24 protein-coding genes are annotated in these 20365 nt (G+C 36.2%); 19 read left to right on the top strand and 5 right to left on the bottom strand.

What is annotated here, in order from left to right; translation table 11 throughout:
- The first annotated feature begins 16 nt into the window (after positions 1-16).
- The 3 genes from DEU39_RS13460 (at position 17) to tsaB (ending at position 1985) form a co-directional block, all read left to right on the top strand.
- A complete protein-coding gene (locus DEU39_RS13460; RefSeq protein ID WP_120232311.1) occupies positions 17-388 on the top strand; it encodes a YraN family protein in 372 nt (123 codons plus the stop codon).
- A gap of 82 nt (positions 389-470) precedes the next feature.
- Complete coding sequence (locus tag DEU39_RS13455) at positions 471-1220, top strand: SDR family NAD(P)-dependent oxidoreductase (protein WP_120232310.1); 750 nt, start codon at positions 471-473, stop codon at positions 1218-1220.
- A gap of 84 nt (positions 1221-1304) precedes the next feature.
- Positions 1305-1985, top strand: coding sequence for a tRNA (adenosine(37)-N6)-threonylcarbamoyltransferase complex dimerization subunit type 1 TsaB (gene tsaB, locus DEU39_RS13450; protein WP_120232309.1), 681 nt, complete (start codon positions 1305-1307; stop codon positions 1983-1985).
- 16 nt (positions 1986-2001) lie between these two features.
- On the opposite strand, the gene DEU39_RS13445 is transcribed toward tsaB, so the two are convergent.
- From DEU39_RS13445 to DEU39_RS13430, 4 genes are all read right to left on the bottom strand, one after another.
- Positions 2002-4560 (bottom strand): tetratricopeptide repeat protein, encoded by a 2559-nt coding sequence (locus DEU39_RS13445; protein WP_120232308.1) that lies wholly within the window; start codon positions 4558-4560, stop codon positions 2002-2004.
- Positions 4561-4708: 148 nt separating this feature from the next.
- Positions 4709-5272 carry a Maf family protein gene (locus DEU39_RS13440; protein ID WP_062672798.1) on the bottom strand — a complete coding sequence of 188 codons (564 nt, stop codon included), beginning with the start codon at positions 5270-5272 and terminating at the stop codon, positions 4709-4711.
- Between the two features lie 8 nt (positions 5273-5280).
- On the bottom strand, positions 5281-5799 hold the full coding sequence (locus DEU39_RS13435; RefSeq protein ID WP_034694018.1) for a KdsC family phosphatase: 519 nt from the start codon (positions 5797-5799) through the stop codon (positions 5281-5283).
- Positions 5789-6538 carry a Rossmann-like and DUF2520 domain-containing protein gene (locus DEU39_RS13430; protein ID WP_120232307.1) on the bottom strand — a complete coding sequence of 250 codons (750 nt, stop codon included), beginning with the start codon at positions 6536-6538 and terminating at the stop codon, positions 5789-5791. Before DEU39_RS13430 ends, DEU39_RS13435 begins: the two co-directional genes overlap by 11 nt.
- Before the next feature lie 181 nt (positions 6539-6719).
- On the opposite strand from DEU39_RS13430, the gene DEU39_RS13425 reads away from it, so the two are divergent.
- From DEU39_RS13425 to lepA, 5 genes are all read left to right on the top strand, one after another.
- The gene (locus DEU39_RS13425; RefSeq protein ID WP_062672791.1) at positions 6720-7271 is read left to right on the top strand and encodes an RNA polymerase sigma factor; all 552 of its coding nucleotides are present in this window, start codon (positions 6720-6722) and stop codon (positions 7269-7271) included.
- Between the two features lie 16 nt (positions 7272-7287).
- Positions 7288-7830 carry a hypothetical protein gene (locus DEU39_RS13420; RefSeq protein WP_062672789.1) on the top strand — a complete coding sequence of 181 codons (543 nt, stop codon included), beginning with the start codon at positions 7288-7290 and terminating at the stop codon, positions 7828-7830.
- Positions 7831-7836: 6 nt separating this feature from the next.
- Positions 7837-8346, top strand: coding sequence for a hypothetical protein (locus tag DEU39_RS13415; protein ID WP_062672787.1), 510 nt, complete (start codon positions 7837-7839; stop codon positions 8344-8346).
- A gap of 99 nt (positions 8347-8445) precedes the next feature.
- Positions 8446-9465 (top strand): hypothetical protein, encoded by a 1020-nt coding sequence (locus tag DEU39_RS13410; protein ID WP_120232306.1) that lies wholly within the window; start codon positions 8446-8448, stop codon positions 9463-9465.
- Positions 9466-9589: 124 nt separating this feature from the next.
- Positions 9590-11386, top strand: coding sequence for a translation elongation factor 4 (gene lepA / locus DEU39_RS13405; protein ID WP_062672783.1), 1797 nt, complete (start codon positions 9590-9592; stop codon positions 11384-11386).
- Positions 11387-11441: 55 nt separating this feature from the next.
- On the opposite strand, the gene DEU39_RS13400 is transcribed toward lepA, so the two are convergent.
- On the bottom strand, positions 11442-12083 hold the full coding sequence (locus DEU39_RS13400) for a DUF1579 domain-containing protein (RefSeq protein WP_120232305.1): 642 nt from the start codon (positions 12081-12083) through the stop codon (positions 11442-11444).
- 123 nt (positions 12084-12206) lie between these two features.
- Between DEU39_RS13400 and DEU39_RS13395 the strand changes: the two genes are divergently transcribed.
- The 11 genes from DEU39_RS13395 to DEU39_RS13340 all read left to right on the top strand — a co-directional run bounded on the left by DEU39_RS13395 (position 12207) and on the right by DEU39_RS13340 (position 20316).
- On the top strand, positions 12207-12902 hold the full coding sequence (locus tag DEU39_RS13395; protein WP_034694004.1) for an NUDIX hydrolase: 696 nt from the start codon (positions 12207-12209) through the stop codon (positions 12900-12902).
- 454 nt (positions 12903-13356) lie between these two features.
- Positions 13357-13899 carry an NADAR family protein gene (locus DEU39_RS13390; protein ID WP_120232304.1) on the top strand — a complete coding sequence of 181 codons (543 nt, stop codon included), beginning with the start codon at positions 13357-13359 and terminating at the stop codon, positions 13897-13899.
- A gap of 28 nt (positions 13900-13927) precedes the next feature.
- A complete protein-coding gene (locus tag DEU39_RS13385; protein ID WP_120232303.1) occupies positions 13928-14476 on the top strand; it encodes a 2OG-Fe(II) oxygenase in 549 nt (182 codons plus the stop codon).
- 77 nt (positions 14477-14553) lie between these two features.
- Positions 14554-14889, top strand: a complete 336-nt coding sequence (locus DEU39_RS13380; RefSeq protein ID WP_120232302.1) for a hypothetical protein — start codon at positions 14554-14556, stop codon at positions 14887-14889.
- A gap of 2 nt (positions 14890-14891) precedes the next feature.
- Positions 14892-15746, top strand: coding sequence for a hypothetical protein (locus DEU39_RS13375; protein WP_120232301.1), 855 nt, complete (start codon positions 14892-14894; stop codon positions 15744-15746).
- Between the two features lie 63 nt (positions 15747-15809).
- On the top strand, positions 15810-16880 hold the full coding sequence (locus DEU39_RS13370; protein ID WP_120232300.1) for an adenylosuccinate synthetase: 1071 nt from the start codon (positions 15810-15812) through the stop codon (positions 16878-16880).
- 68 nt (positions 16881-16948) lie between these two features.
- A complete protein-coding gene (locus DEU39_RS13365) occupies positions 16949-17422 on the top strand; it encodes a macro domain-containing protein (protein ID WP_062672771.1) in 474 nt (157 codons plus the stop codon).
- 14 nt (positions 17423-17436) lie between these two features.
- Positions 17437-18030: a DUF4291 domain-containing protein gene (locus tag DEU39_RS13360; protein WP_120232299.1), complete on the top strand. Its 594-nt coding sequence runs from the start codon at positions 17437-17439 to the stop codon at positions 18028-18030.
- A gap of 17 nt (positions 18031-18047) precedes the next feature.
- On the top strand, positions 18048-19280 hold the full coding sequence (locus DEU39_RS13350) for a TIGR02452 family protein (RefSeq protein WP_228436781.1): 1233 nt from the start codon (positions 18048-18050) through the stop codon (positions 19278-19280).
- Positions 19277-19912, top strand: a complete 636-nt coding sequence (locus DEU39_RS13345; protein WP_120232298.1) for a DUF4291 domain-containing protein — start codon at positions 19277-19279, stop codon at positions 19910-19912. Before DEU39_RS13350 ends, DEU39_RS13345 begins: the two co-directional genes overlap by 4 nt.
- Positions 19909-20316, top strand: a complete 408-nt coding sequence (locus DEU39_RS13340) for a macro domain-containing protein (protein ID WP_317126632.1) — start codon at positions 19909-19911, stop codon at positions 20314-20316. Before DEU39_RS13345 ends, DEU39_RS13340 begins: the two co-directional genes overlap by 4 nt.
- Positions 20317-20365: the final 49 nt, after the last annotated feature.

Below are 20365 nucleotides of genomic sequence, written 5' to 3'. Positions count from 1 at the left end.
CTCTTAACTATACACTATGGCTCATCATAATGATTTTGGAAAAATAGCAGAGAATCTCGCTGCTGATTATCTTCAGAAAAACGGCTATACCATTAAGGCCAGAAACTTTCGTTTTAAGCAAAACGAAATTGATATCATTGCTGAAAAAGATAATCTGATTATTATCGTGGAAGTGAAAGCAAGATCCACGGATGCCTTTATGCTCCCTCAGGAAGCTGTAACCAAAACAAAGATAAAATCCATTGTTTCTGCAGCTAATCATTATCTTGAGGAATGTCATAAAGACCAGGAAGCCAGATTTGATATTATTTCCGTTCTTCCCGATGATAACAAAAACTTAGTTATTGACCATATCAAAGATGCTTTTCAGGCCTTTGATGCAAATTAATAAATCAATACAACAATGTTTGAATGTAACAGAATCATGACATTGATAGAGGAGTGCATTCGGACATTTAACAACCAATTTTATGAAGACAATATTAATCACCGGTGCAACTTCCGGTATAGGTAAAGCCACTGCAGAGCTTCTTGCAAAGCAAGGAAACAGAATTATTATTTGTGGAAGGAGAAGTGAGGTGCTGGAGTCTGTAAAAACAGAACTTTCCCAATACACCGAAATATTTAGTTTAATATTTGATGTAAGGAATCTTGAAGAAGTGGAAGCAGCTATTAATTCTCTTCCTGAGAACTGGAAAGATATTGATGTTCTGATTAATAATGCTGGCAATGCTCATGGGTTAGATCCTCTCTCTGCTGGTAAGACGGACGACTGGGATTCTATGATTGACGGAAATGTGAAGGGATTACTGTATGTTTCCAAAATGATCATTCCAACTATGAAAACTAAAAATTTAGGTCATATTGTAAATATCAGTTCTGTAGCAGCAAGACAAACCTATGCGAATGGAGCAGTGTACTGTGCAACAAAGAAAGCAGTAGACGTTATTTCGGAAGGTATGAGACTGGAACTTACCGAATTTGGAATCAAAGTAACCAATATCCAGCCGGGAGCTGTAGAAACCGATTTCTCTCTGGTAAGGTTCAAAGGCGATAGTGAAAAGGCTTCAACGGTGTATGCAGGTTATGATGCCCTGAAAGCAGAAGATATTGCTGATGCCATTGCTTACTGTGTAAATGCTCCGAAACACGTTACTATTTCAGATATGACTATCTATCCAATTGCTCAGGCTGAGCCAAGAACGATTTATAGAAAATAGTCCAAAATAATGGAGTAAATTTGCAGAATATTATAAAGCGATTTTGCTTTTCGCGATTTTGCTGTTTAGCTTTAAAACAAAAAAATGAAAATTCTATATCTGGAAACATCATCGAAAAACTGTTCAGTAGCCATATCAGATAATGAGAAGTTATTGTGCCTTTGTGAAGAAGTTTCTGAAAACTATAAACAGTCTGAAAGTCTTCACACTTATGTAGAGTGGGCATTGGAAGGAGCGGGGATTACGCTTAAAGATATCGAAGCCGTTTCTTTAGGAAAAGGTCCCGGATCTTATACCGGCCTAAGAATCGGAGCCGCCTCAGCTAAAGGGTTTTGTTATGGACTCAGAGTTCCTTTAATAGCAGTGAATTCTCTTGAAAGCATGATAGAGCCTTTTTTAGGCGATAACTACGATTTTATAATACCTTTGATCGATGCAAGGAGAATGGAGGTTTATACGGCCGTTTATGACGGTAAAACAGGGGAGGAGTTATCCAAGACCGAAGCCAAGATTCTGGATGAAACATCTTTTGAAGAATTTAAAGATAAAAAAATTCTGTTTATAGGGGATGGCGCTAAAAAAGCAAAAGAAATTCTGAATCTCCCCGATGCTGTTTTTAAAGAAGATGTTTATCCTTCTGCACAATATCTCATCAGAAAGACTCTGGAGAAAATACAAAACAAAGAATTTGAAGATATGGCTTATTTTGAGCCTTTTTATCTCAAAGATTTCCATGGAGTAAAGAAAAAGAAAAGCGAAGAATAAATCTTCGCTTTTCTTTTTATTGAGGTCTTGGTGGGATCTTCGATCCTGATTTTGTCTCAGTAGGTTTTTTAGGATTTTGTGGTTGCCCCGGGCTTGCTTGTGGAGCTGTACTTATATTATCCAGCTTCTTTACTTTTCCACTATTCATTTGTGGAACTCCCGTATTTTGGGTGTTAGGTTGTACAGGTGCTCCTGATGGTTGTTGAGGAATATTATTTCCTTTGTTGTCCGTTGCCTGGAAGCTGAGGTCACTTTTCAGATAATTCAGCATTTCTTTAGCTCTTATCCCTTCAGGTGTTTTGGAATAATTCAGGGCAATCTGTTCCAGCTGCAGAATCATAACTTCTTTTCCACTTGATTTTCCTGCATTGAAAGCATTTAATAAATACAGCTTAGGAACCAGAGCATCTTTCGGAAACTTCTGAATCGTCTGATCTATAATATCTTTACTTTCCACAAATTTTTCTGATTCAAATAGTGCATATGCCTTTTTGTATTCGTTTTCAACTTCTTCAGTTGATTTTACAAATGATTTATTTTTAGGATTTCTGGCAAATTCAGCGTAAGAAGTATAAGGATAATCAGCTAAGAGAATTTGTTTTGCTCTTTCAGAAGCCTGTGGATTTTTCTCATAATTCATAGCAAAAATCTCATACAATGCCTGCAGCATTACCTTTTCTTCCGGCTTTACATCAACAAGATCATAAAGCGTTTTCGTAGCCAGTGGAGTATTGGTAAAATAATTCTGATACATAATTCCCAGACCTAATGAGGCGGTATCTCTGTCCTTTTTTAACTGAGATAATTTTCCCTGATCTGTAGGAATCTGTTCAATATAGTACGCAGGCTCAAAACGTCTTGGATTAGGCGCTGAGTTTACTCCCAACGCTTCATTTTTCATATCTTCAATGGAGGCCATCTTCTTGGAAGAACGCCAGTTATCGGCCAGGGCACGGTCTCCCCAGATCTGCTTAAATGAAGAGGTTCCTTTGCTTACCGTTCCTGAATTGCTGAAATAAAAACCTTTTGTAGTGACTCCAAAGTCTTCAAAAGAATTGCCGCTATTGGCAAAAATAGAATTGGCACTGTAATCTCCGGTATCAAAACCTTTACTTCTTTCCGCACGTCTCCTTTCCTGTTCCTCTTTCTCTTCTTTAATCTTTAATTTGGCAATATATTTTGTGAAATAGTCTGTTTTCTGAGCATCATTCATTTTTGCCAGAGAAAGAATACTGTCATTCTTTTTGATCAGATAGTAGTTTTTGGAAATCTTTTTAATATACTCGGATTGATCTTTTAACAGGATTTTTGATGGTTCATAAGTCATTACGGCAAGCGCAGAATCATAATAACTTCCGGCCCCTATATAATCATTTTTGTCAAGATAGCTTTTTCCTATTTCATAATAAGCCAATCCACGGATCTGAGGATCAGAAACCTTTTCAAACAGTGATTTTCTGAAGAATTGCTGTGCTTCATCCTTTTTGCCTGCTTTATTAGCCATTAAACCTAAGGCATAATAAAATTCGTTCTTTCTGGAGCCATACATCCCTTTTTTACTGATTCCTTCCAGGTAATTTTTGGCTCCTGCATAGTCTCCTTTACCGTTAAAAGTTTTGGCGATGGCAACCTGAGATTTTACTTCAAATTCGAAATCACTGGCATATTTATACGCTGCAGCATAGCTTTCTCTTGCTTTATCATTCTGATTCAGATTTTCCAGCACCTGACCTCTCAGATAAGCGATTCTGCTTTTCAGTTTTCTGTTGCTGTTCAGTTCAAAAGCATTATCAAGTTCTTTGGCGGCCTCTTCTTTTTTCCCGGCATCAAGCAAAGATTCGGAATAGTAAATACTCAGAAGTTTTGCATAGCTTTTACTGATATCTTCACTTTTCAGTTTGGCAAAAGTTTCATGCGCTCTGTGATAATCTTTGATCTGATCATAAGCAAGCCCCTGATAGATTCTCGCGAGTGGAATCCTTTTGTCATCTTTCATACGGGTGAAAACATAATTCAGAGCATCAAGTGCTTCCAGAGATTTACCCCGATAAATTCTTGCCTGGGCAAGGATCATGTAGGCATCAAAAATCTGTTTATTTTTCTCCTCACCATTTCTGGTTACGGAGTATTTATTGATTGCTTTTAAAGCTTTTGCTTCTGCAATTTCGAGAGTAGTGGCTCCTTTGGTCTGTTCCCCGTCAGGTCTTGAAGGGCCATTTCCCTGAGTTCCGCCGGGAATATTGGGAATTCCTGAATTACCTCTTCCAGAAGGTCTGTTGGCTACTTCAGCCATCTTCATCGAATTTTCGGCAAAAGCTTCAGTCTGTCCAAGATCACTTCCTAAAGGCTGTTCTTCATAAGTCAGAATAGGAATGTAGGGAGCATAAAAGTTGTCCTTATGCCCTTTGTCTCTTGTGGTAAACTCACTGTTTAATGCATCTTTTGCATTAAATAATGTGTTATAATATGTGGAAAATCCTTTCAATACTCTTGATCGCTGCTCCGGCTTTTTCGTTTTGGTAGCACATGAAGCAACAAGACATATGACTAAAAGGAATAATATATTCTTTTTCATTATTCAATATAACTCGCTAATCTGCTTTTTATTATCAGCAGTTTGATGATTTTGTAAAAATAATAAAATTTTATAATGAATAATATTTATATTTCTTCAGGAAGTATTTTATTTCTTCTTTAATGGAAGTTTTAAACCTGATAATCTTTTAAATCAGAGAAGATTCTTTCAGGATTTTATAAACAAGATGGGTAGGAAGTCCCATAATGGTATAATAGCTTCCTGTAAGGCTTGTGATCTTTGCCATTCCCAGCCATTCCTGAATACCATAACTGCCTGCTTTATCAAAAGGCTTATAATTCTGAATATAATAGTTTATTTCTTCATCAGAAAGAGTGTCCAGAGTAACATCGGCTACATCTGTTTCGGTAATGGATGTATTGACGGTTTTGATGGTAATGCCCGTATAGACCTGATGCGTTCTTCCCGAAAGACTTTGAAGCATAGTAAAGGCGTCATCTTCATCTTTTGGTTTTCCCAGGATCTGATTATCGATAGCGACTACCGTATCAGCAGTCAGAAGTACTTCGCCCGCTTCAAGTTTTCTAAAGGCTGAAGCTTTTAAATCAGAAAGATAAGCCGCAGCATCTTCTATTTTGATGTTTTCCGGAATAATTTCTTCACAGTCTATTTTTACAACTTCAAATTCAAAGCCTAAACTCGAAAGAAGTTCTTTTCTTCTTGGGGATTGTGATGCTAAAAGTAATTTCATACAGATACTTATACAGATTGAGTATTATCGTCATGCCAGTTCCCCTGAACTTTCATTACCTGTTCAATGACATCACGAACTGCACCGGTTCCTCCTTTTTTAGGGGAAATATAATCGGAAATTCCTTTTACTTCAGGAACTGCATTTTCAGGACATGCCGCAATGGCTGAACTTTCCATAATGTGAATATCCGGAAGATCATCACCCATGGTCAGAATTTCTTCGTTTTTAAGATTATATTTCTTCTTAAAGTCTTCGAAATCATCTATTTTATTGTGAGACTTCGGATAGTAATCCTGAATACCCAGATAATTGATTCTGTGCTTTACCATTTCATCATTTCCTCCGGTAATAACCCCAATTAAATAATTGTTTTTTAAAGCTTTTACTACTGCATAACCGTCAAGGACATTCATTACCCTGCACATGTTTCCTCCGGGAAGCAGATACACGCTTCCGTCAGTGAAAACTCCGTCAACATCAAATACAAATGCCTTAATATCTTTTAATTTCTCTTTATAGCTCATACATTTTCTGAATAGAATGATTCATTGTTTTATAAATTTCAAGACTCTCGTCTTTTAATAACTGTTCATGCAGCTGTAAAATCCTTACATCATTTCTTACTGCCGGACCGGTTTGTGCCAGTTTGGGTTCAATTTCATGAATTTTCTGAACCGTTTCATCAATGAGGGGTAAGAAATAATCAAACGGAATATCCTGGGAATCTGAAATTTCTTTAGCTCTTGAAAAAAGATGATTCACAAAATTGCAGGCAAATACAGCAGTCAGGTGAATATATTTTCTTTTTTCGTGATTGCTTTCCATCACTCTTTCTGAAATCTTTGAAGCAAGATCAAACAATATTTTTTGATCTTTTTCATTTTCCGCCTCTATAAAAAATGGAATTTTTTCATATTCAAGTTCTTTGGATTTTGAAAAAGTCTGTAAAGGGTAGAAGCTGGATTTTCTATACTCACCAGCCAGCACTTCTTTTGGAAGAGATCCTGAGGTATGGGCAACCAGACAATCTTTTCTTGTAATAATTTTTGAGACTTCTTCTACAGAATGATCACTTACACAAAGAATATAAAGATCTGCTTCTTCCAGATGATCTGTGGAATAAGGAAGATTTAATTCTTCAGAAATTTTACCTAATTCTTTTTCGTTCCTCCCAAAAATCTGGGCCACAGGAATACTTTTCAAAGTGAAAGCTTTTGCCATATGATAGGCTACATTTCCGGAACCGATGATTACAATTTGCATATAACAAATATAAGATTTTAAGCTGAGCCGGGAAAAGAAGAACACTTCAGAATTTCTGTACTTCAATATAGGCACGTTTATTGCGTAAGTGTCTCATATTATTTTTAATATTTACATTGAAAATTGAATTTTTAATTTAACTTTCAGCTATTTTTGTAATCCAAAACAATGAAGGCATCTTATGAAGATTAAGGACGCGGAAATTATTTCGTTGATGCAGAATCCACGGACCCAGGATAAAGGGGTTCGTGCCTTGATGGACGCCTATCAAAGCAGATTGTACTGGCACATAAGAAGAATTATTGTGGACGGAGATCTTGCACAGGATACTTTGCAGGAAACTTTTATTAAAGCATATCAGAATTTTCATCAGTTCAAAAATGATAGCCAGTTGTATACCTGGTTGTACCGAATCGCTACCAACGAAGCGTTACAGCAGGTTAACAAAATGAAGAAAATGCAGAAAACTGATGAGGATCCGGAGTATCATATGCAGAATCTTGTGGCAGATAATACAGAAGGTGATGCTGAAGAAATACAGATTTTACTACAGAACGCTATACAGAGCCTGCCCGAAAAGCAGAAACTGGTATTTATGATGCGGTATTATGATGATCTACCTTACGAAGAAATATCAAAAATTGTAGATATGTCGGTAGGGACGCTAAAAACGAATTATCATTATGCCAAACAGAAAATAGAAGATTTTATTAAAGAAAATTACGAAAAATAATTTTTGACCAACAAAGATGAAAGAGTTCGACATAGAAAAATTAGAGCGTAAAAACATTTACACAGTTCCTGATAATTTGTTTCAAAATATTCAGGAGAACGTTATGAATGATATAAAGGCAAGTAAAAAAGCACCTGTCTTTAAGCTGAACTGGATGTATGCTGCAGCAGCATCGCTGGCTTTGATTTTTGGAGCAACTTATGTTTTTAATTCAGATAACAATTCCACGGAACAAATTTTGAACTCTAAAACAACCTATGTTGCCAATAACGGAGAGCCTAAAACAGAAAGCGAGCTGGCTTATGAAACTTTAAAATCTGATTTAACTTCTGTTGAAAATAACAATCAAACAGTTGAAAATCAAAAAAATAACAATGTTTACGCTTCTAAAAGTGTAAGCGAAACAAAAAAAACAACAGAGAGCCCTACACCGGTGAAAACTGTAAAGAAAAAAGAAGAAACACGAATGAATGAATATCTGGACTCGTTTTCTAATTCTGAAATTGCAGAGTTAGCAAGTAATTCGACTCAGGACGTTTATTTGGATATTTATAATTAAAAGAAAATGAAAAAGATATTATTGACGTTTTTGATTATTTATGGCTTTGGATTAAATGCCCAAAGGACAGACTATGATTGGAAAAAGATGGATCCTAAACAAAGGAAAGAAGTCATCAATAATCTTTCTCCGGAAGAGAGAAAAGACCTCCTAAAGAAATTCAGGAACAATATGATCATGGATAATCTGAATGTTGATCCGGATGATAAAGCTGAATTTACACAATTGTATAACGAATATCTGGATAGCCAGAAGCAGATAAAAAGTCAGTTTAATTCCAATTTTGATCCCGAAACTTTATCAGATGAAGAAGCTAAAGCTAAGCTGCAGCAAAGTTTTGAAGTGGGACAGAAGTTATTGGATAACAGAAAAAAATATGCAGATAAAATGCAGCAGGTAATTCCCTGCCAAAAAGTTCTGAAGCTGTTTCAATCTGAAAAGATGATGAAAGATAAAATGGATGAAAGAAAACCTCACGGAAATCATGACGCTTCTGGATCCAGACAGAACCCATAATAGTTTATTTTTTTAATGTTGGACGGCTCTTACAGATCTTTCTGTGAGAGCCGTTTAATTTTTACAATAAAAAAATTATTTTTACCACAAATTCTATCTATGAAAAAAGCACTTTTCTTTTTATTATTTTCGTTAGTATTATTGGGTCAAAAAACAGAAACCATTGATCTTTCAAAATCTATTAAAGATAACAAAAACTCTATCAAAAGTCTTACAGTGATAGATCAAAGAGGTAATCAGGAAATCGGAATGGTGATGTACCATAAGGATGAGGTAAAAGTTATTTTCGAAAATAATGCCAGCAAAGACATACAGGATTGGTTTTATAAATACAATACGGTAAGGGGAAATGATGAGATGATTTTTTTGCTTGAAAATTTGAATGTTTCAGAAGATAAAAAGGAAAAGTATTCTATTGGAAAGCTTGAATTAAAGGCAAGTACATTTGTTAAGAAAGAAGACGGATATCATTTTATTGATAGAATAGATACTGTAGCAACAGTTTCATCACGAACAACTCCTTATCTGGCACAAAGTCTGGCAAGAAAAGTAACTTTAATTCTTACTGACCTTTTTAAAGAATCTTATAAAGCAACACCTTGGGAACTTAGTATTTCAGAAAATGATTTTCCTGATTATACTTCTGTATTGAAAGAAAAACTTAGTATTCTAAAAGCAGATGAATTAAAAGAAGGAGTTTATAAAGACTATTACAGCTTTTTTACTCACAATCCTGAACCCGGATTTACTTTGCAGACTAATGATAAAGGAGTCGTTACTAAGGCCATAAAAGGAGAGGAAAAAACGGCAATAAGACATTTTTATGGTTTCGTGTATAAAGGCATTGCCTACAAAAATATCCCTGTGGGTTACACTGAGATTTTTAAAGATGATAAGGGTGTTTTTATTGAGGTAACAAAAGCAGAATTATTTCCTGAAACTGCTACAACCGGGGTTACAATTGGTGCAGCAGCAGGAGGTCTGATTGGTGGCGTTATTGGTGCAGTGATAGATGTCAGTTTATCAGGCAAAAGAAAGAATACTGTAGGACCTAAAGTTTATCTTGATCCTTTTACCGGAAATTATGTGTTACCGGAAGACTTTGGCAAAACAAAATAATATTTAAAAAGAGGGAAAATTTTACCTCTCTTCTTATTGTTATCTGTGTTTCAGTTAAAAGAAAGAATTAAGAATGAAAAATTCTCCTGCATTTTCTTATCTTTGCAAACTACAAGATTCTTAAATGAAAAACATACGAAATTTTTGCATAATCGCTCATATCGACCATGGTAAAAGTACCCTGGCAGACCGTCTATTGGAGTACACGAATACCGTTACCCAAAGAGAATTACAGTCTCAGACGCTTGATGATATGGATTTGGAGAAAGAACGTGGGATTACCATTAAATCGCACGCAATCCAGATGGATTATGAGTATAAAGGAGAAAAATATATTTTAAACCTTATTGATACCCCGGGACACGTTGACTTCTCTTATGAAGTTTCCCGTTCTATTGCTGCCTGTGAAGGTGCACTTCTTATTGTAGATGCCGCACAAAGTATTCAGGCACAGACTATTAGTAACCTGTATCTTGCATTGGAAAATGATTTAACGATCATTCCGATTTTGAATAAAATTGACCTTCCGTCTGCAAATCCTGAAGAAGTAACCGATGAGATCATGAACCTTATCGGATGCGAATATGAAGATGTATTGAGAGTTTCCGGTAAAACAGGAGAAGGTGTTCATAACCTTTTAGAGCAGATTGTTGAAAGAATTCCTGCACCGGTAGGAGATCCTGACGGTCCACTGCAGGCTTTGATCTTTGACTCTGTATACAACCCGTTTAGAGGTATTGAAGCTTATTTTAAAGTAGTGAATGGAAGCATCACTAAAAATGAAAAGATCAAATTCTTCGCTACAGGAAAGGAATATGGAGCTGATGAGGTAGGTACATTAAAACTGAAGCAGGTTCCCAAGAAAACGATCCATTGCGGAGATGTAGGATATCTTGTATCCGGTATTAAAGATGCCCGTGAAGTAAAAGTAGGAGATACCATCACATCTTTTGAAAAACCTGCTGATGCACCAATTGACGGATTTGAGGAAGTAAAGCCAATGGTATTTGCCGGGATCTACCCAATTGATTCTGAGGATTTTGAAGAATTAAGATTCTCTCTTGAAAAATTAAGACTGAATGATGCTTCTCTGGTTTTCGAACCGGAAAGTTCTGCCGCTCTTGGTTTTGGTTTCCGTTGCGGATTCTTGGGAATGCTACACATGGAAATTGTTCAGGAACGTCTTGACAGAGAGTTTAATATGAACGTAATCACTACGGTACCAAACGTTTCTTATTTTGGATATACTAAAAAAGAACCTGAAGTTCCCATTCTGATCAATAACCCTTCTGAAATGATGGATCCTTCAACGATGGACAGAGTAGAAGAACCATTCATCAAAGCGTCTATCATTACAAAATCCGATTTCGTAGGAGCAGTAATGACTTTATGTATTGAAAAGAGAGGAGAAATTGTTAACCAGAGTTATCTGACATCAGAAAGAGTAGAGTTAATTTTCAATATGCCTCTTGCTGAGGTGGTATTCGACTTCTATGACAGATTAAAATCTATCTCTAAAGGATATGCTTCATTCGATTATCATCCAATCGGATTCAGAGCTTCCAAGCTTGTAAAAATGGATATCCTGATCAATGGTGATATGGTAGATGCCTTATCTTCATTGATTCACGATTCTAATGCTTATTATATCGGTAAAAGAATGTGTGAAAAGCTTCGTGAGCTGATCCCGAGACAACAGTTTGATATTGCTGTTCAGGCTGCATTAGGGACGAAAGTAATCGCAAGAGAAACGATTAAGGCCTTGAGAAAAGACGTTACCGCAAAATGTTACGGAGGGGATATTTCCAGAAAACGTAAGTTATTGGAAAAGCAGAAAGAAGGTAAGAAGAAAATGAAGCAGATTGGTAGAGTAGAAGTACCACAATCAGCGTTCATGGCTGTACTAAAATTAAATGATTAATTATTAATCTATTATAAAGTAAAACCGCTTCTGATGAAGCGGTTTTTTAATGCATTTATTTTTTACGTGTATATTTTATTTCCATTGTTTTATATTCCTTTCCGGTCTTGGAATCCGGGCCATACATTTCAAGCTTTTGAGTATTATCATCCACAAAGGTGAATACTTCTCTGAAATCACAGTCTTTTCCAGGTCTTGAAGGATCTGTCATTTTCCCTTTGAATTCAACTGATTTTGTGGAAGGGTTCCAGTCGCCTTCGCTATGCATGATTCCGGTTCCCATATTATCGATCCACGTACTAACAAACTTTTTCTTTGCGTTATCATATCCCACAATGCTCATTCCTTCAAAAGGCATTCCCATAAAGTCTCCTTTGTGATTTGTGATCTGATAACGTCCGCCAAGCATCATTTTATTGGTCGCTTCAGATTTACTCATCATAGGTTTGGCTCCGTTTTCCATCCACATTGTCGTTTCTCCTGTCCAGGTTCCATCAGATTTTGCAAGCATTTTCTGCATTTCTCCCGGAGTTGAATATGCCATCCAGTCTTTCATGGCGGTTGCGGAATCTACAGGTTTCCATTCAGATGTAGAAGCTGAATCTGTTTTATCAGAACCAGTGGAAGCTGTCGTTTTTCCTTTCTTACAAGCTATTAACAGAATAGCAACGGAAAGAATTGTTAATAAATTTTTCATAATGATTTAGTTTTAAGATGGTTATAAAGATAAATTAAAGATAAGAACTTTTATTATAACGGAAATTATTTTTTAATACAACCATAAATTGTAACTTTGTGTATTCGTAACGCAAATCAATTTATGGAGTCTCCAAAAAAATTACAGGATATAAAAGTGGCTGTAGATGCCGTTATTTTCGGATATTTTGATAAAAAAGATCTTCAGATCCTTCTGATTAAAAGAAATATTGAACCTTTTAAAGGAGGCTGGGCACTTCCGGGAGGGCTTGTTCTTGATGATGAAAGTGTAGATGATGCGGTAAAAAGAGAATTGTATGAAGAAGCCGGTATAAAGCCCGATTTTTTGGAACAACTGTATACTTTTGGTAATCTGGGACGTGATCCAAGAAACCGAGTGGTTTCTGTGGCTTATCTGGGGCTAGTGAACCCGTCTTACCATGAATTGTTTGCTGATTCAGATGCTGAAGATGCGCAGTGGTTCAGTATTAATAAACTTCCTTCAGTTGCTTTTGATCATAAAACAATTATTGAAACTGCTCTAAAAAGACTTCGTACAAAAATTCAATACCAGCCAATCGGCTTCAATCTTCTCAATGAAGAATTCCCTTTTTCAGATCTTGAAAATCTTTATAAAACCATTGTCGGACAAGAAATTGACAGAAGAAATTTCCGCAAAAAAATCATGAGTTACGGATTGCTTAACGAAACCAACAACGTTAAAAAAGAAGGCAGCGGGAGACCCGGAAAACTTTTTACTTTCAATAAAGAAAAATATAAGGAGCTTGAAGAGCAGGGCTTTTACTTTGAGATTAAATAGATTGTTTTAAACACAGATTTCACAAATGTCTTGCACAAATATTAATTAATATTTACAGGCATTTTCGGAATGCACATTACACAGTATTAAGACATTCAATAGGAAATATCTAACTCCGGATTGTATTATCGGTCTTCAGTCATTCTGACGGAGGAAGAATCTCGTAATTGGTTAGATTCTTCACTACACTGTTGAACTACGTTCGCAGACCTTCAGTCTGTGTTTAGAATGACATTGATGTAATAACAATTTTTAAGATCAAATTCCACCAGTTTTAGCTGAAACCTATCAAATTTGTGTCATTTGTGATTAAAATTTGTGTTATTCGTGTTTGTTAAGATTAAATTATTGTTGCTGAAAATCAATCAATTATATTTATTAGCGTAAAATTAACACAAATAAATTTGGTGCAAAGACTGATATTCTTTTAAATTTGTGTCAAAATAACGCAATCATGAAATATACCTTACAAAATATTATAGAACGCTTTCAAAAAAAGGAAAAGATAAAATATCTCTTTTTCTGGGGACACACGGCAAAAGATATTGTTACCAAATCATGTTTAAGCCAATGGTTTTCAGGAAGTTTTGAAGAAAACGGAAATACCTATAGAACAGCAGAACATTATATGATGGCTGCAAAAGCAAGATTATTTAATGATGCTGAAATGGAAAAGGAGATTTTAAAAGCCGCTACTCCGAATCAGGCAAAAGCTCTGGGTAGAAAAGTAAAAAACTTTGACCCGAAGCTTTGGGAGGAACATAAATATCAGATTGTAACTCAGGGAAATCTTTTAAAATTCTCGCAAAATCAGAAATTTAAAGATTTTCTTTTGTCAACCGGAGATAAAGTTTTGGTGGAGGCAAGCCCTTATGATAGAATTTGGGGAATCGGGATGCTGGAAACGGATAGCAGAGCAGAAAACCCTTTATTATGGAACGGAGAAAACCTTTTAGGATTTGCCTTGATGGAAGTAAGAGATGAATTAAGAAGATAAAACACAAACCAGACACAAAATAGTAATTATGGAAAAAATAGAATTACACCCACAGATATTTCTGATTGAAAATTTTCTTACTGAGGCTGAATGTGATCATTATATCAGTCTTTCGCAGGAAAAAGTCTTTGAAAAAGCAAAAATCAATGTATTCGGACGCCAGCAGATGAATAAAGGAATCAGAAATAATGACCGACTGATGGTTTTTGATACTGCAATTGCTGAAGAGCTTTTTAATAAGGCTGTAGAGTTTCTGCCTCAGGAATGTGATGGATATCAACTTTTTAACTTTAATGAAATGCTCAGGGTTTATAAATATGCTCCCGGACAGCAGTTCAAAATGCACAGAGATGGAAGTTATATCCGAAATGAAAAGGAGAAAAGTTTCTACACTTTTATGATCTATCTGAATGATGATTTTGAAGGAGGAGAAACAGAATTTGAAAACCTGTTTACAGTAGCTCCGAAGAAAGGAACCGCTCTTGTTTTTCACCACCCTTTAAGACACGAAGGAAAAACACTGATCAGTAGCTTGAAATATGTTTTGAGAACAGATATAATGTATTCAATAGTATAAGTCAACCGGATCGGAGAAAGGCATTGCTATGTCTTGTTTAATTAGCGTAATTTTAACACAAATAAAAATATTTGATCATGGAAGATGAATTAAAACCCAGATTTATCGAATCATTACAAAGAAATAATGATCAGATCAGAGAAGACCGTGCAAAAATCATCGGAGCAGATTCCGAACTGATTTACAGGCGCAGAGTGGAAGATATCGAATTAAAAATTAAAAGACTCGAGCGCGAACAGGAAGGGCTTATTGATATCAGTCCTTTAGACAGAAACAGTCTGACTTTTGCGGATTTCAATCCCGAAGCATTCGTTCAGAAAGACATGGAATTATCATTAACAATCAGAAATCTGAATATTCAGCTCGAAGTTACCCAAAAGAGATTTGAATATTTATTTGGAAAAAAATTATAGTCATGGGAAGTACAAGATATGATTTAGAAGCTCGTTATGATAGAGCAAGAAAAGCAGGTTACGGAACAAAATCCGCAGGGGAAATTTTCACTCAGAATGCCAAAAGAATAGCTCATGAATCGATGAATCCACATGGAATTTCTTTCAGGGAATCCCGGGATTCGGAAGTCCACCCCAATTCAGTTCCCATTATTTTAGGATTAGATGTTACCGGAAGTATGGGACATATTCCTCATGAGTTGATCAGAGATGGATTACCGAAACTCATGGGCGGAATTATCCAGGGAGGCGTTCCTGATCCGGCCTTATTATTCCTTGGAATCGGAGATCATGAATGTGATGGTTATCCGCTTCAGGTGGGACAGTTCGAATCAGGAGATGAAGAACTGGATATGTGGCTCACAAGAACTTATATTGAGTCCGGAGGTGGTGGAAATGCAGGAGAAAGCTATCTTTTAGCGTGGTATTTTGCAGCATTTCACACCAGAACAGATGCGTTTGAAAAAAGAGGACAAAAAGGATTATTGTTTACCGTAGGTGATGAACCTTGTTTAAAAATACTTTCTGCATCTGCAATCAGGGAAATCATGGGAAAAGGACAGCAAACTTATACTCATTTTGAACTGCTGGAAGAAGCAAAGAAAAAATATGAAGTATACCACATCAGTGTTTTGCATTCCGATCAGGCACTGAGAGCAGACAGAGGCTGGAAAGAATTATTAGGACAAAACTGTATTTCCATAGCAGATCACAGGGACATTCCGAATGTTATTAAAAACATTATCTGTGATAAGTTTAAAAGCAAAAGCATCGGAACAACAGGAACAGTAGGATTGGATCAGTTTCAGATGCTTTAGAAATCTGTCAATGTCGTCCTAAAATAGGAATGACAATACTAGAAACCTCAAAAATTAAAAGACATGAAAAAGGCGCAAATAGTAATAGGACTTGGTTTTGGTGATGAAGGAAAAGGAATTACCACAGATTTTCTGGCTTCTCAGAATCCGGAAGCTGTTGTGATCAGATTTTCAGGAGGACAGCAGGCTGCCCATACCGTAATGATGGATGAAAGAAAGCATGTGCATTCCAGTTTTTCTAGTGGTGCACTTCGTGGTCTGCCTTCTTACTTTACCGAGCATTGTACGATTCATCCGGTTTTTCTTCTGAATGAAAGAGAAGAGTTAAAAGCAAAGAACGGAAACATTGAGCTGCATATCCATCCATTGGCAAAGCTGACAACTCCTTTCGATGTATGGCAGAACAGAACAAATGCCCGTAATCTGGAACACGGAACCTGCGGAAAAGGAGTGGGAGCCACGATGAAAAGAAACGAAAGTCCTTATAAACTATTTGCTATAGACCTCATAGCACCCAGAGAAATGCTGATAGAAAAACTGAAAGGAATTGCCTATTATTATGGCTTTATAGATGAAAACGAAATTAGTGAACTTTTACAGCCTTTTCTAGATGCTATTGACAGTATGGATTGGAAAATAAGTGACTATAACTATCTGGCTAGCTTCGATCGCCTTATTTTTGAAGGGAGCCAGGGGATTTTACTCGATATGGACCACGGCGTTTTTCCTAATGTTACCTATGCCCATACCACTTCAAAAAATGCCTTTGAGATCTGTAGGCTTTTAAAAATTGAAGACGTTGAAATGTATTATGTCACCAGAAGCTATTCTACCCGTCACGGAAATGGCTGGATGAGCAATGAAAAAGCAATGGACCTGAAAAATAATGAAGAAGAAACCTGTACATTTAATGAGTATCAGAAAGAGCTGAGAGTGGGAGAAATAAATTACCAACTCCTGAACTATGCCTTAAAGATTGATGGAGCTTATGCATTTCCGGTTAAAAAGAATCTTGTCATTACCTGTCTGGATCAGATTAATGAACAGTTTAAAGTAGAAAACCTTGATGTGGAATTTGATGCTGTTTATGGATCATATTCTCCGTATTCTAAAGATTTTAAACGGATTTTTTAAATTCAGCAGTTAAAAATGTTAATTTTATTTGGAGAGGAGGAAATGATAGAGAATAAAAGAAAATAACCATGAAAACTATACAATATTTAAAAGGGGATGCTACGGTCCCACAGGCCAAAGGAATAAAGATCATCGCCCACATCTGCAATGATATCGGAGGTTGGGGAAAAGGTTTTGTACTGGCAGTTTCCAAAAGATGGGAAGAGCCGGAAAAAGAATATAGAAACTGGCACCGTTTCAGAAGTAAAAATAATTTTGCTTTAGGAGAAATTCAATTGGTTCAGGTTGAAAAATACATTTTTGTAGCCAATATAATCGGGCAAAAAGGAATAAAAACCGGAAGTAATGGTGTCCCTGTTCGGTATGATGCCATTGAAAAAGCTCTGGAAAAACTTTCCAACGAAGCTTTGCTGCTGAACGCAAGCGTTCATATGCCAAGAATCGGATGTGGACTGGCAGGAGGAAAATGGGAAGAAATTGAACCTATTATCGAAAGAACATTGCTTGTAAAGAATGTGGAGGTATATGTGTATGATTTTTAATAAATTAACCAACAATGAGAGAATTTGAAATAAGAGCAGATTATAAAAATGACACGCTGATTGTCTATCAGGCCTATAATAAAGCAATTGCAAAATCAGCCGTAGAGGATCAGAAATTTACAGCTCCTTTTTCATTCAACAGAATGACCTGGATAAAGCCTTCTTTTCTCTGGATGATGGAGCGCAGCAATTATGGACAGAAATCCAATCAGGAATGTACCCTGGCCTTACATATTAAAAGAGAAGCCTGGGAGAAAGCTTTAGGCAAAGCAATTCTTACTTCACCTGAAAAAAGGGTCTATCCCGATCCCCGGAAATGGGAAAAAGATTTTGAAAATGCCGGAATATATGTGCAGTGGGATCCTGAAAGGAATATTAAAGGAGCAAAACTGAATTACAGTTCCATTCAGGTAGGAATCAGCCGCGCATTGATTGAGGAGTTCAATGAAGAATGGATTGTAAAAATAGAGGATTATTCTCCTTTGGTTAAGAAGATTCTGAATCTTACCAGGTCGGGAGAATTTGATAAGGCAAAAAAACTGCTGCCGGTAAAAAAAAACTATCCTCTGTCAAAAGAACTGGCTTACAGAATTGGAGCCACAGTATAACCAAATAAACGAACGTCATGAAAACAACAACATTATATAGACCAGTAGGAGAAAAAGAAATGATCTTGATTATGGAAAGCGGATTTAAAAAATTTCCTCCAAGACTGGAATGGCAACCTATTTTTTACCCCGTTCTTAATGAAGAATATGCTTCAGAGATTGCAGAAAAATGGAACACCAGAGACGAAGCTGGAAACTATCTTGGTTTTGTAACCCGGTTTGAGGTGTTGGAAAAAGTGACGGATCAATATCCTGCACAGAATGTCGGGGCTAGAAATCACAATGAATTATGGGTTCCTTCTGAGGATCTTAACAGCTTTAATAAGGCAATTGTAGGAGATATCAAAGTAATCAAAGTCTTTATAGGAGATGACTTTAAGAAGGCTGCAAGTGCTGAGTTGGAAGATTTGATGATCAAAATAAAAAAACTAACTATGACTAATAAAGGAATGGCAAAAGATACTTTGGATATCTTAGCTAAAAAATATTATATTAACGAACATAACGAAAAAATAAATATAGAAAACGAGCTGGAAATCAGTAAAAAAGAAACCTCTCTTTTCACTCCGGAACAGCTTTCTGAAATGAAAGAATCTCCGTTGCCGGAAATCAGTTTTGAAACAAAAATTGAAACCTGGAAGTGCAGTTCTTTAAAAGCAATTTTACAATTATCCGAAGAAGAAAATCAGGAGAAGATCATGTGTCTGAATTTTGCATCAGCAAAAAATCCGGGTGGAGGATTTATCAATGGAGCAGAAGCACAGGAAGAAAGTCTGGCAAGAACTTCCGGACTGTATGAAAGCTTACTTCAGGCATTTGATTATTACACAATTCATCGTGCAATGGAATCCTGTTTTTATACCGATACAATGATTTACAGTCCTAAAGTTCCTGTTTTCAGGAAAGATAAGGGAGAGTTGCTTCCTAAGCCTGTTCTGAGTAATTTCATCACGTCTCCGGCAGTCAATGCAGGCGTGGTAAAACGTCAGGAACCGGAAAGAGCACATGAAATTCTTGATGCAATGGATCTTAGAATGGATAAAATGCTTTCACTGGCTTTACAACAAGGAAATGAAGTTCTGATTTTAGGAGCCTGGGGATGCGGTGTCTTCAAAAATGATCCAAAAGAAATTGCAGGATTATTCGGGAAATATCTTCAGGGAAAATATAAAAATAAATTTAAAAGAGTGGTTTTCGCAGTGCTTACCAAGAAAGAAGAAATGCTGAAACCATTTGAAGAAATACAATGAAAATAGAACTAAAAAAATATAAAGAACAATTACAAGACTGGCCTGCACAAGGATATCACATCATGGCTCAATATGACGATGAAAAAATTGTGGTATATCAGTCCTATAGAAAGGAAATTGGAGAATTTGCAGTGAAGAATCAATTCTTTGGCGGAAGTTTTAGTTTGGAAAGAATGACCTGGATAAAACCAAATTTTCTTTGGATGATGTACAGAAATGGCTGGGGGAGAAAAGAAGGTCAGGAGTATGTTTTGGCTATTCATTTGAAGAAAGAAGCTTTCATAAAATATCTGGAAAATGCCATATATTCTTCTTACAATACAAGTTTTGGGATTTCCAGAGAAGATTGGCAGAAGCAGGTAAAAGAATCTTCAGTCAGGCTGCAGTGGGATCCGGATCATGATCCTTTTGGAAATAAACTGGAACGAAGAGCCATACAGATTGGTTTAAGGAATGAATTTATTCGATCTTTTTCTAAGGATGATATTCTTCTCATTGAAAATATTTCAGATTTTGTGGCAGAACAATATCAGTTTGTACTGAATGATGATTTAGATAACCTGATCATCCCTGAGGAAAAACCTTTATTATTTGATGATGAGGTTTTAAATAGAAAACTCAATTTAAGATGAAAATAGAATTAATAAAAGGAGACATTACAAAAATCCAAGCTGATGCAATTGTTAACGCAGCCAATTCATCCTTACTTGGTGGATGCGGTGTAGATGGAGCTATTCACAGAGTGGGAGGATCTCAGATATTGGAAGAATGTGTTACGATCAGAAATAGACAAGGAAAATGCAAAACGGGAGAAGCGGTAGTAACAAATGCAGGAAATCTCCCTGCAAAATATGTTATTCATACAGTAGGACCAGTTTGGAACGGTCACGAAGAAAAGGAATCCATTCTTCTGGCAAACTGTTATCATAATTCTTTGAATTTGGCAGAAAGCCTTGGTGTGAAGACGATTGCTTTTCCAATATTAGTACAGGAGTCTATAGATTTCCAAAAGAACTGGCAGGAAAAATTGCGGTAGATGAAGTCAGAAAATTTCATTCAGATAGTATTGATAAAGTTATTTTTGT

The organism is Chryseobacterium sp. AG363 (assembly GCF_003610675.1).
Taxonomy (GTDB): Bacteria; Bacteroidota; Bacteroidia; order Flavobacteriales; family Weeksellaceae; genus Chryseobacterium; species Chryseobacterium cucumeris.
This window is presented reverse-complemented; position numbering and strand designations above follow the sequence as displayed.

Bases quoted from the DNA above. Each gene is read 5' to 3' on its own strand.
- DEU39_RS13430 (WP_120232307.1), bottom strand. From the start codon at position 6,538: ATGCAAATTGTAATCATCGGTTCCGGAAATGTAGCCTATCATATGGCA.
- DEU39_RS13350 (WP_228436781.1), top strand. From the start codon at position 18,048: ATGAAAACAACAACATTATATAGACCAGTAGGAGAAAAAGAAATGATC.
- DEU39_RS13345 (WP_120232298.1), top strand. From the start codon at position 19,277: ATGAAAATAGAACTAAAAAAATATAAAGAACAATTACAAGACTGGCCT.
- tsaB (WP_120232309.1), top strand. From the start codon at position 1,305: ATGAAAATTCTATATCTGGAAACATCATCGAAAAACTGTTCAGTAGCC.
- DEU39_RS13445 (WP_120232308.1), bottom strand. From the start codon at position 4,560: ATGAAAAAGAATATATTATTCCTTTTAGTCATATGTCTTGTTGCTTCA.
- DEU39_RS13460 (WP_120232311.1), top strand. From the start codon at position 17: ATGGCTCATCATAATGATTTTGGAAAAATAGCAGAGAATCTCGCTGCT.
- DEU39_RS13410 (WP_120232306.1), top strand. From the start codon at position 8,446: ATGAAAAAAGCACTTTTCTTTTTATTATTTTCGTTAGTATTATTGGGT.
- DEU39_RS13390 (WP_120232304.1), top strand. From the start codon at position 13,357: ATGAAATATACCTTACAAAATATTATAGAACGCTTTCAAAAAAAGGAA.
- DEU39_RS13380 (WP_120232302.1), top strand. From the start codon at position 14,554: ATGGAAGATGAATTAAAACCCAGATTTATCGAATCATTACAAAGAAAT.
- DEU39_RS13370 (WP_120232300.1), top strand. From the start codon at position 15,810: ATGAAAAAGGCGCAAATAGTAATAGGACTTGGTTTTGGTGATGAAGGA.
- DEU39_RS13455 (WP_120232310.1), top strand. From the start codon at position 471: ATGAAGACAATATTAATCACCGGTGCAACTTCCGGTATAGGTAAAGCC.
- DEU39_RS13400 (WP_120232305.1), bottom strand. From the start codon at position 12,083: ATGAAAAATTTATTAACAATTCTTTCCGTTGCTATTCTGTTAATAGCT.
- DEU39_RS13440 (WP_062672798.1), bottom strand. From the start codon at position 5,272: ATGAAATTACTTTTAGCATCACAATCCCCAAGAAGAAAAGAACTTCTT.
- DEU39_RS13365 (WP_062672771.1), top strand. From the start codon at position 16,949: ATGAAAACTATACAATATTTAAAAGGGGATGCTACGGTCCCACAGGCC.
- DEU39_RS13340 (WP_317126632.1), top strand. From the start codon at position 19,909: ATGAAAATAGAATTAATAAAAGGAGACATTACAAAAATCCAAGCTGAT.
- DEU39_RS13360 (WP_120232299.1), top strand. From the start codon at position 17,437: ATGAGAGAATTTGAAATAAGAGCAGATTATAAAAATGACACGCTGATT.
- DEU39_RS13385 (WP_120232303.1), top strand. From the start codon at position 13,928: ATGGAAAAAATAGAATTACACCCACAGATATTTCTGATTGAAAATTTT.
- DEU39_RS13415 (WP_062672787.1), top strand. From the start codon at position 7,837: ATGAAAAAGATATTATTGACGTTTTTGATTATTTATGGCTTTGGATTA.
- DEU39_RS13425 (WP_062672791.1), top strand. From the start codon at position 6,720: ATGAAGATTAAGGACGCGGAAATTATTTCGTTGATGCAGAATCCACGG.
- DEU39_RS13435 (WP_034694018.1), bottom strand. From the start codon at position 5,799: ATGAGCTATAAAGAGAAATTAAAAGATATTAAGGCATTTGTATTTGAT.
- DEU39_RS13420 (WP_062672789.1), top strand. From the start codon at position 7,288: ATGAAAGAGTTCGACATAGAAAAATTAGAGCGTAAAAACATTTACACA.
- DEU39_RS13375 (WP_120232301.1), top strand. From the start codon at position 14,892: ATGGGAAGTACAAGATATGATTTAGAAGCTCGTTATGATAGAGCAAGA.
- DEU39_RS13395 (WP_034694004.1), top strand. From the start codon at position 12,207: ATGGAGTCTCCAAAAAAATTACAGGATATAAAAGTGGCTGTAGATGCC.
- lepA (WP_062672783.1), top strand. From the start codon at position 9,590: ATGAAAAACATACGAAATTTTTGCATAATCGCTCATATCGACCATGGT.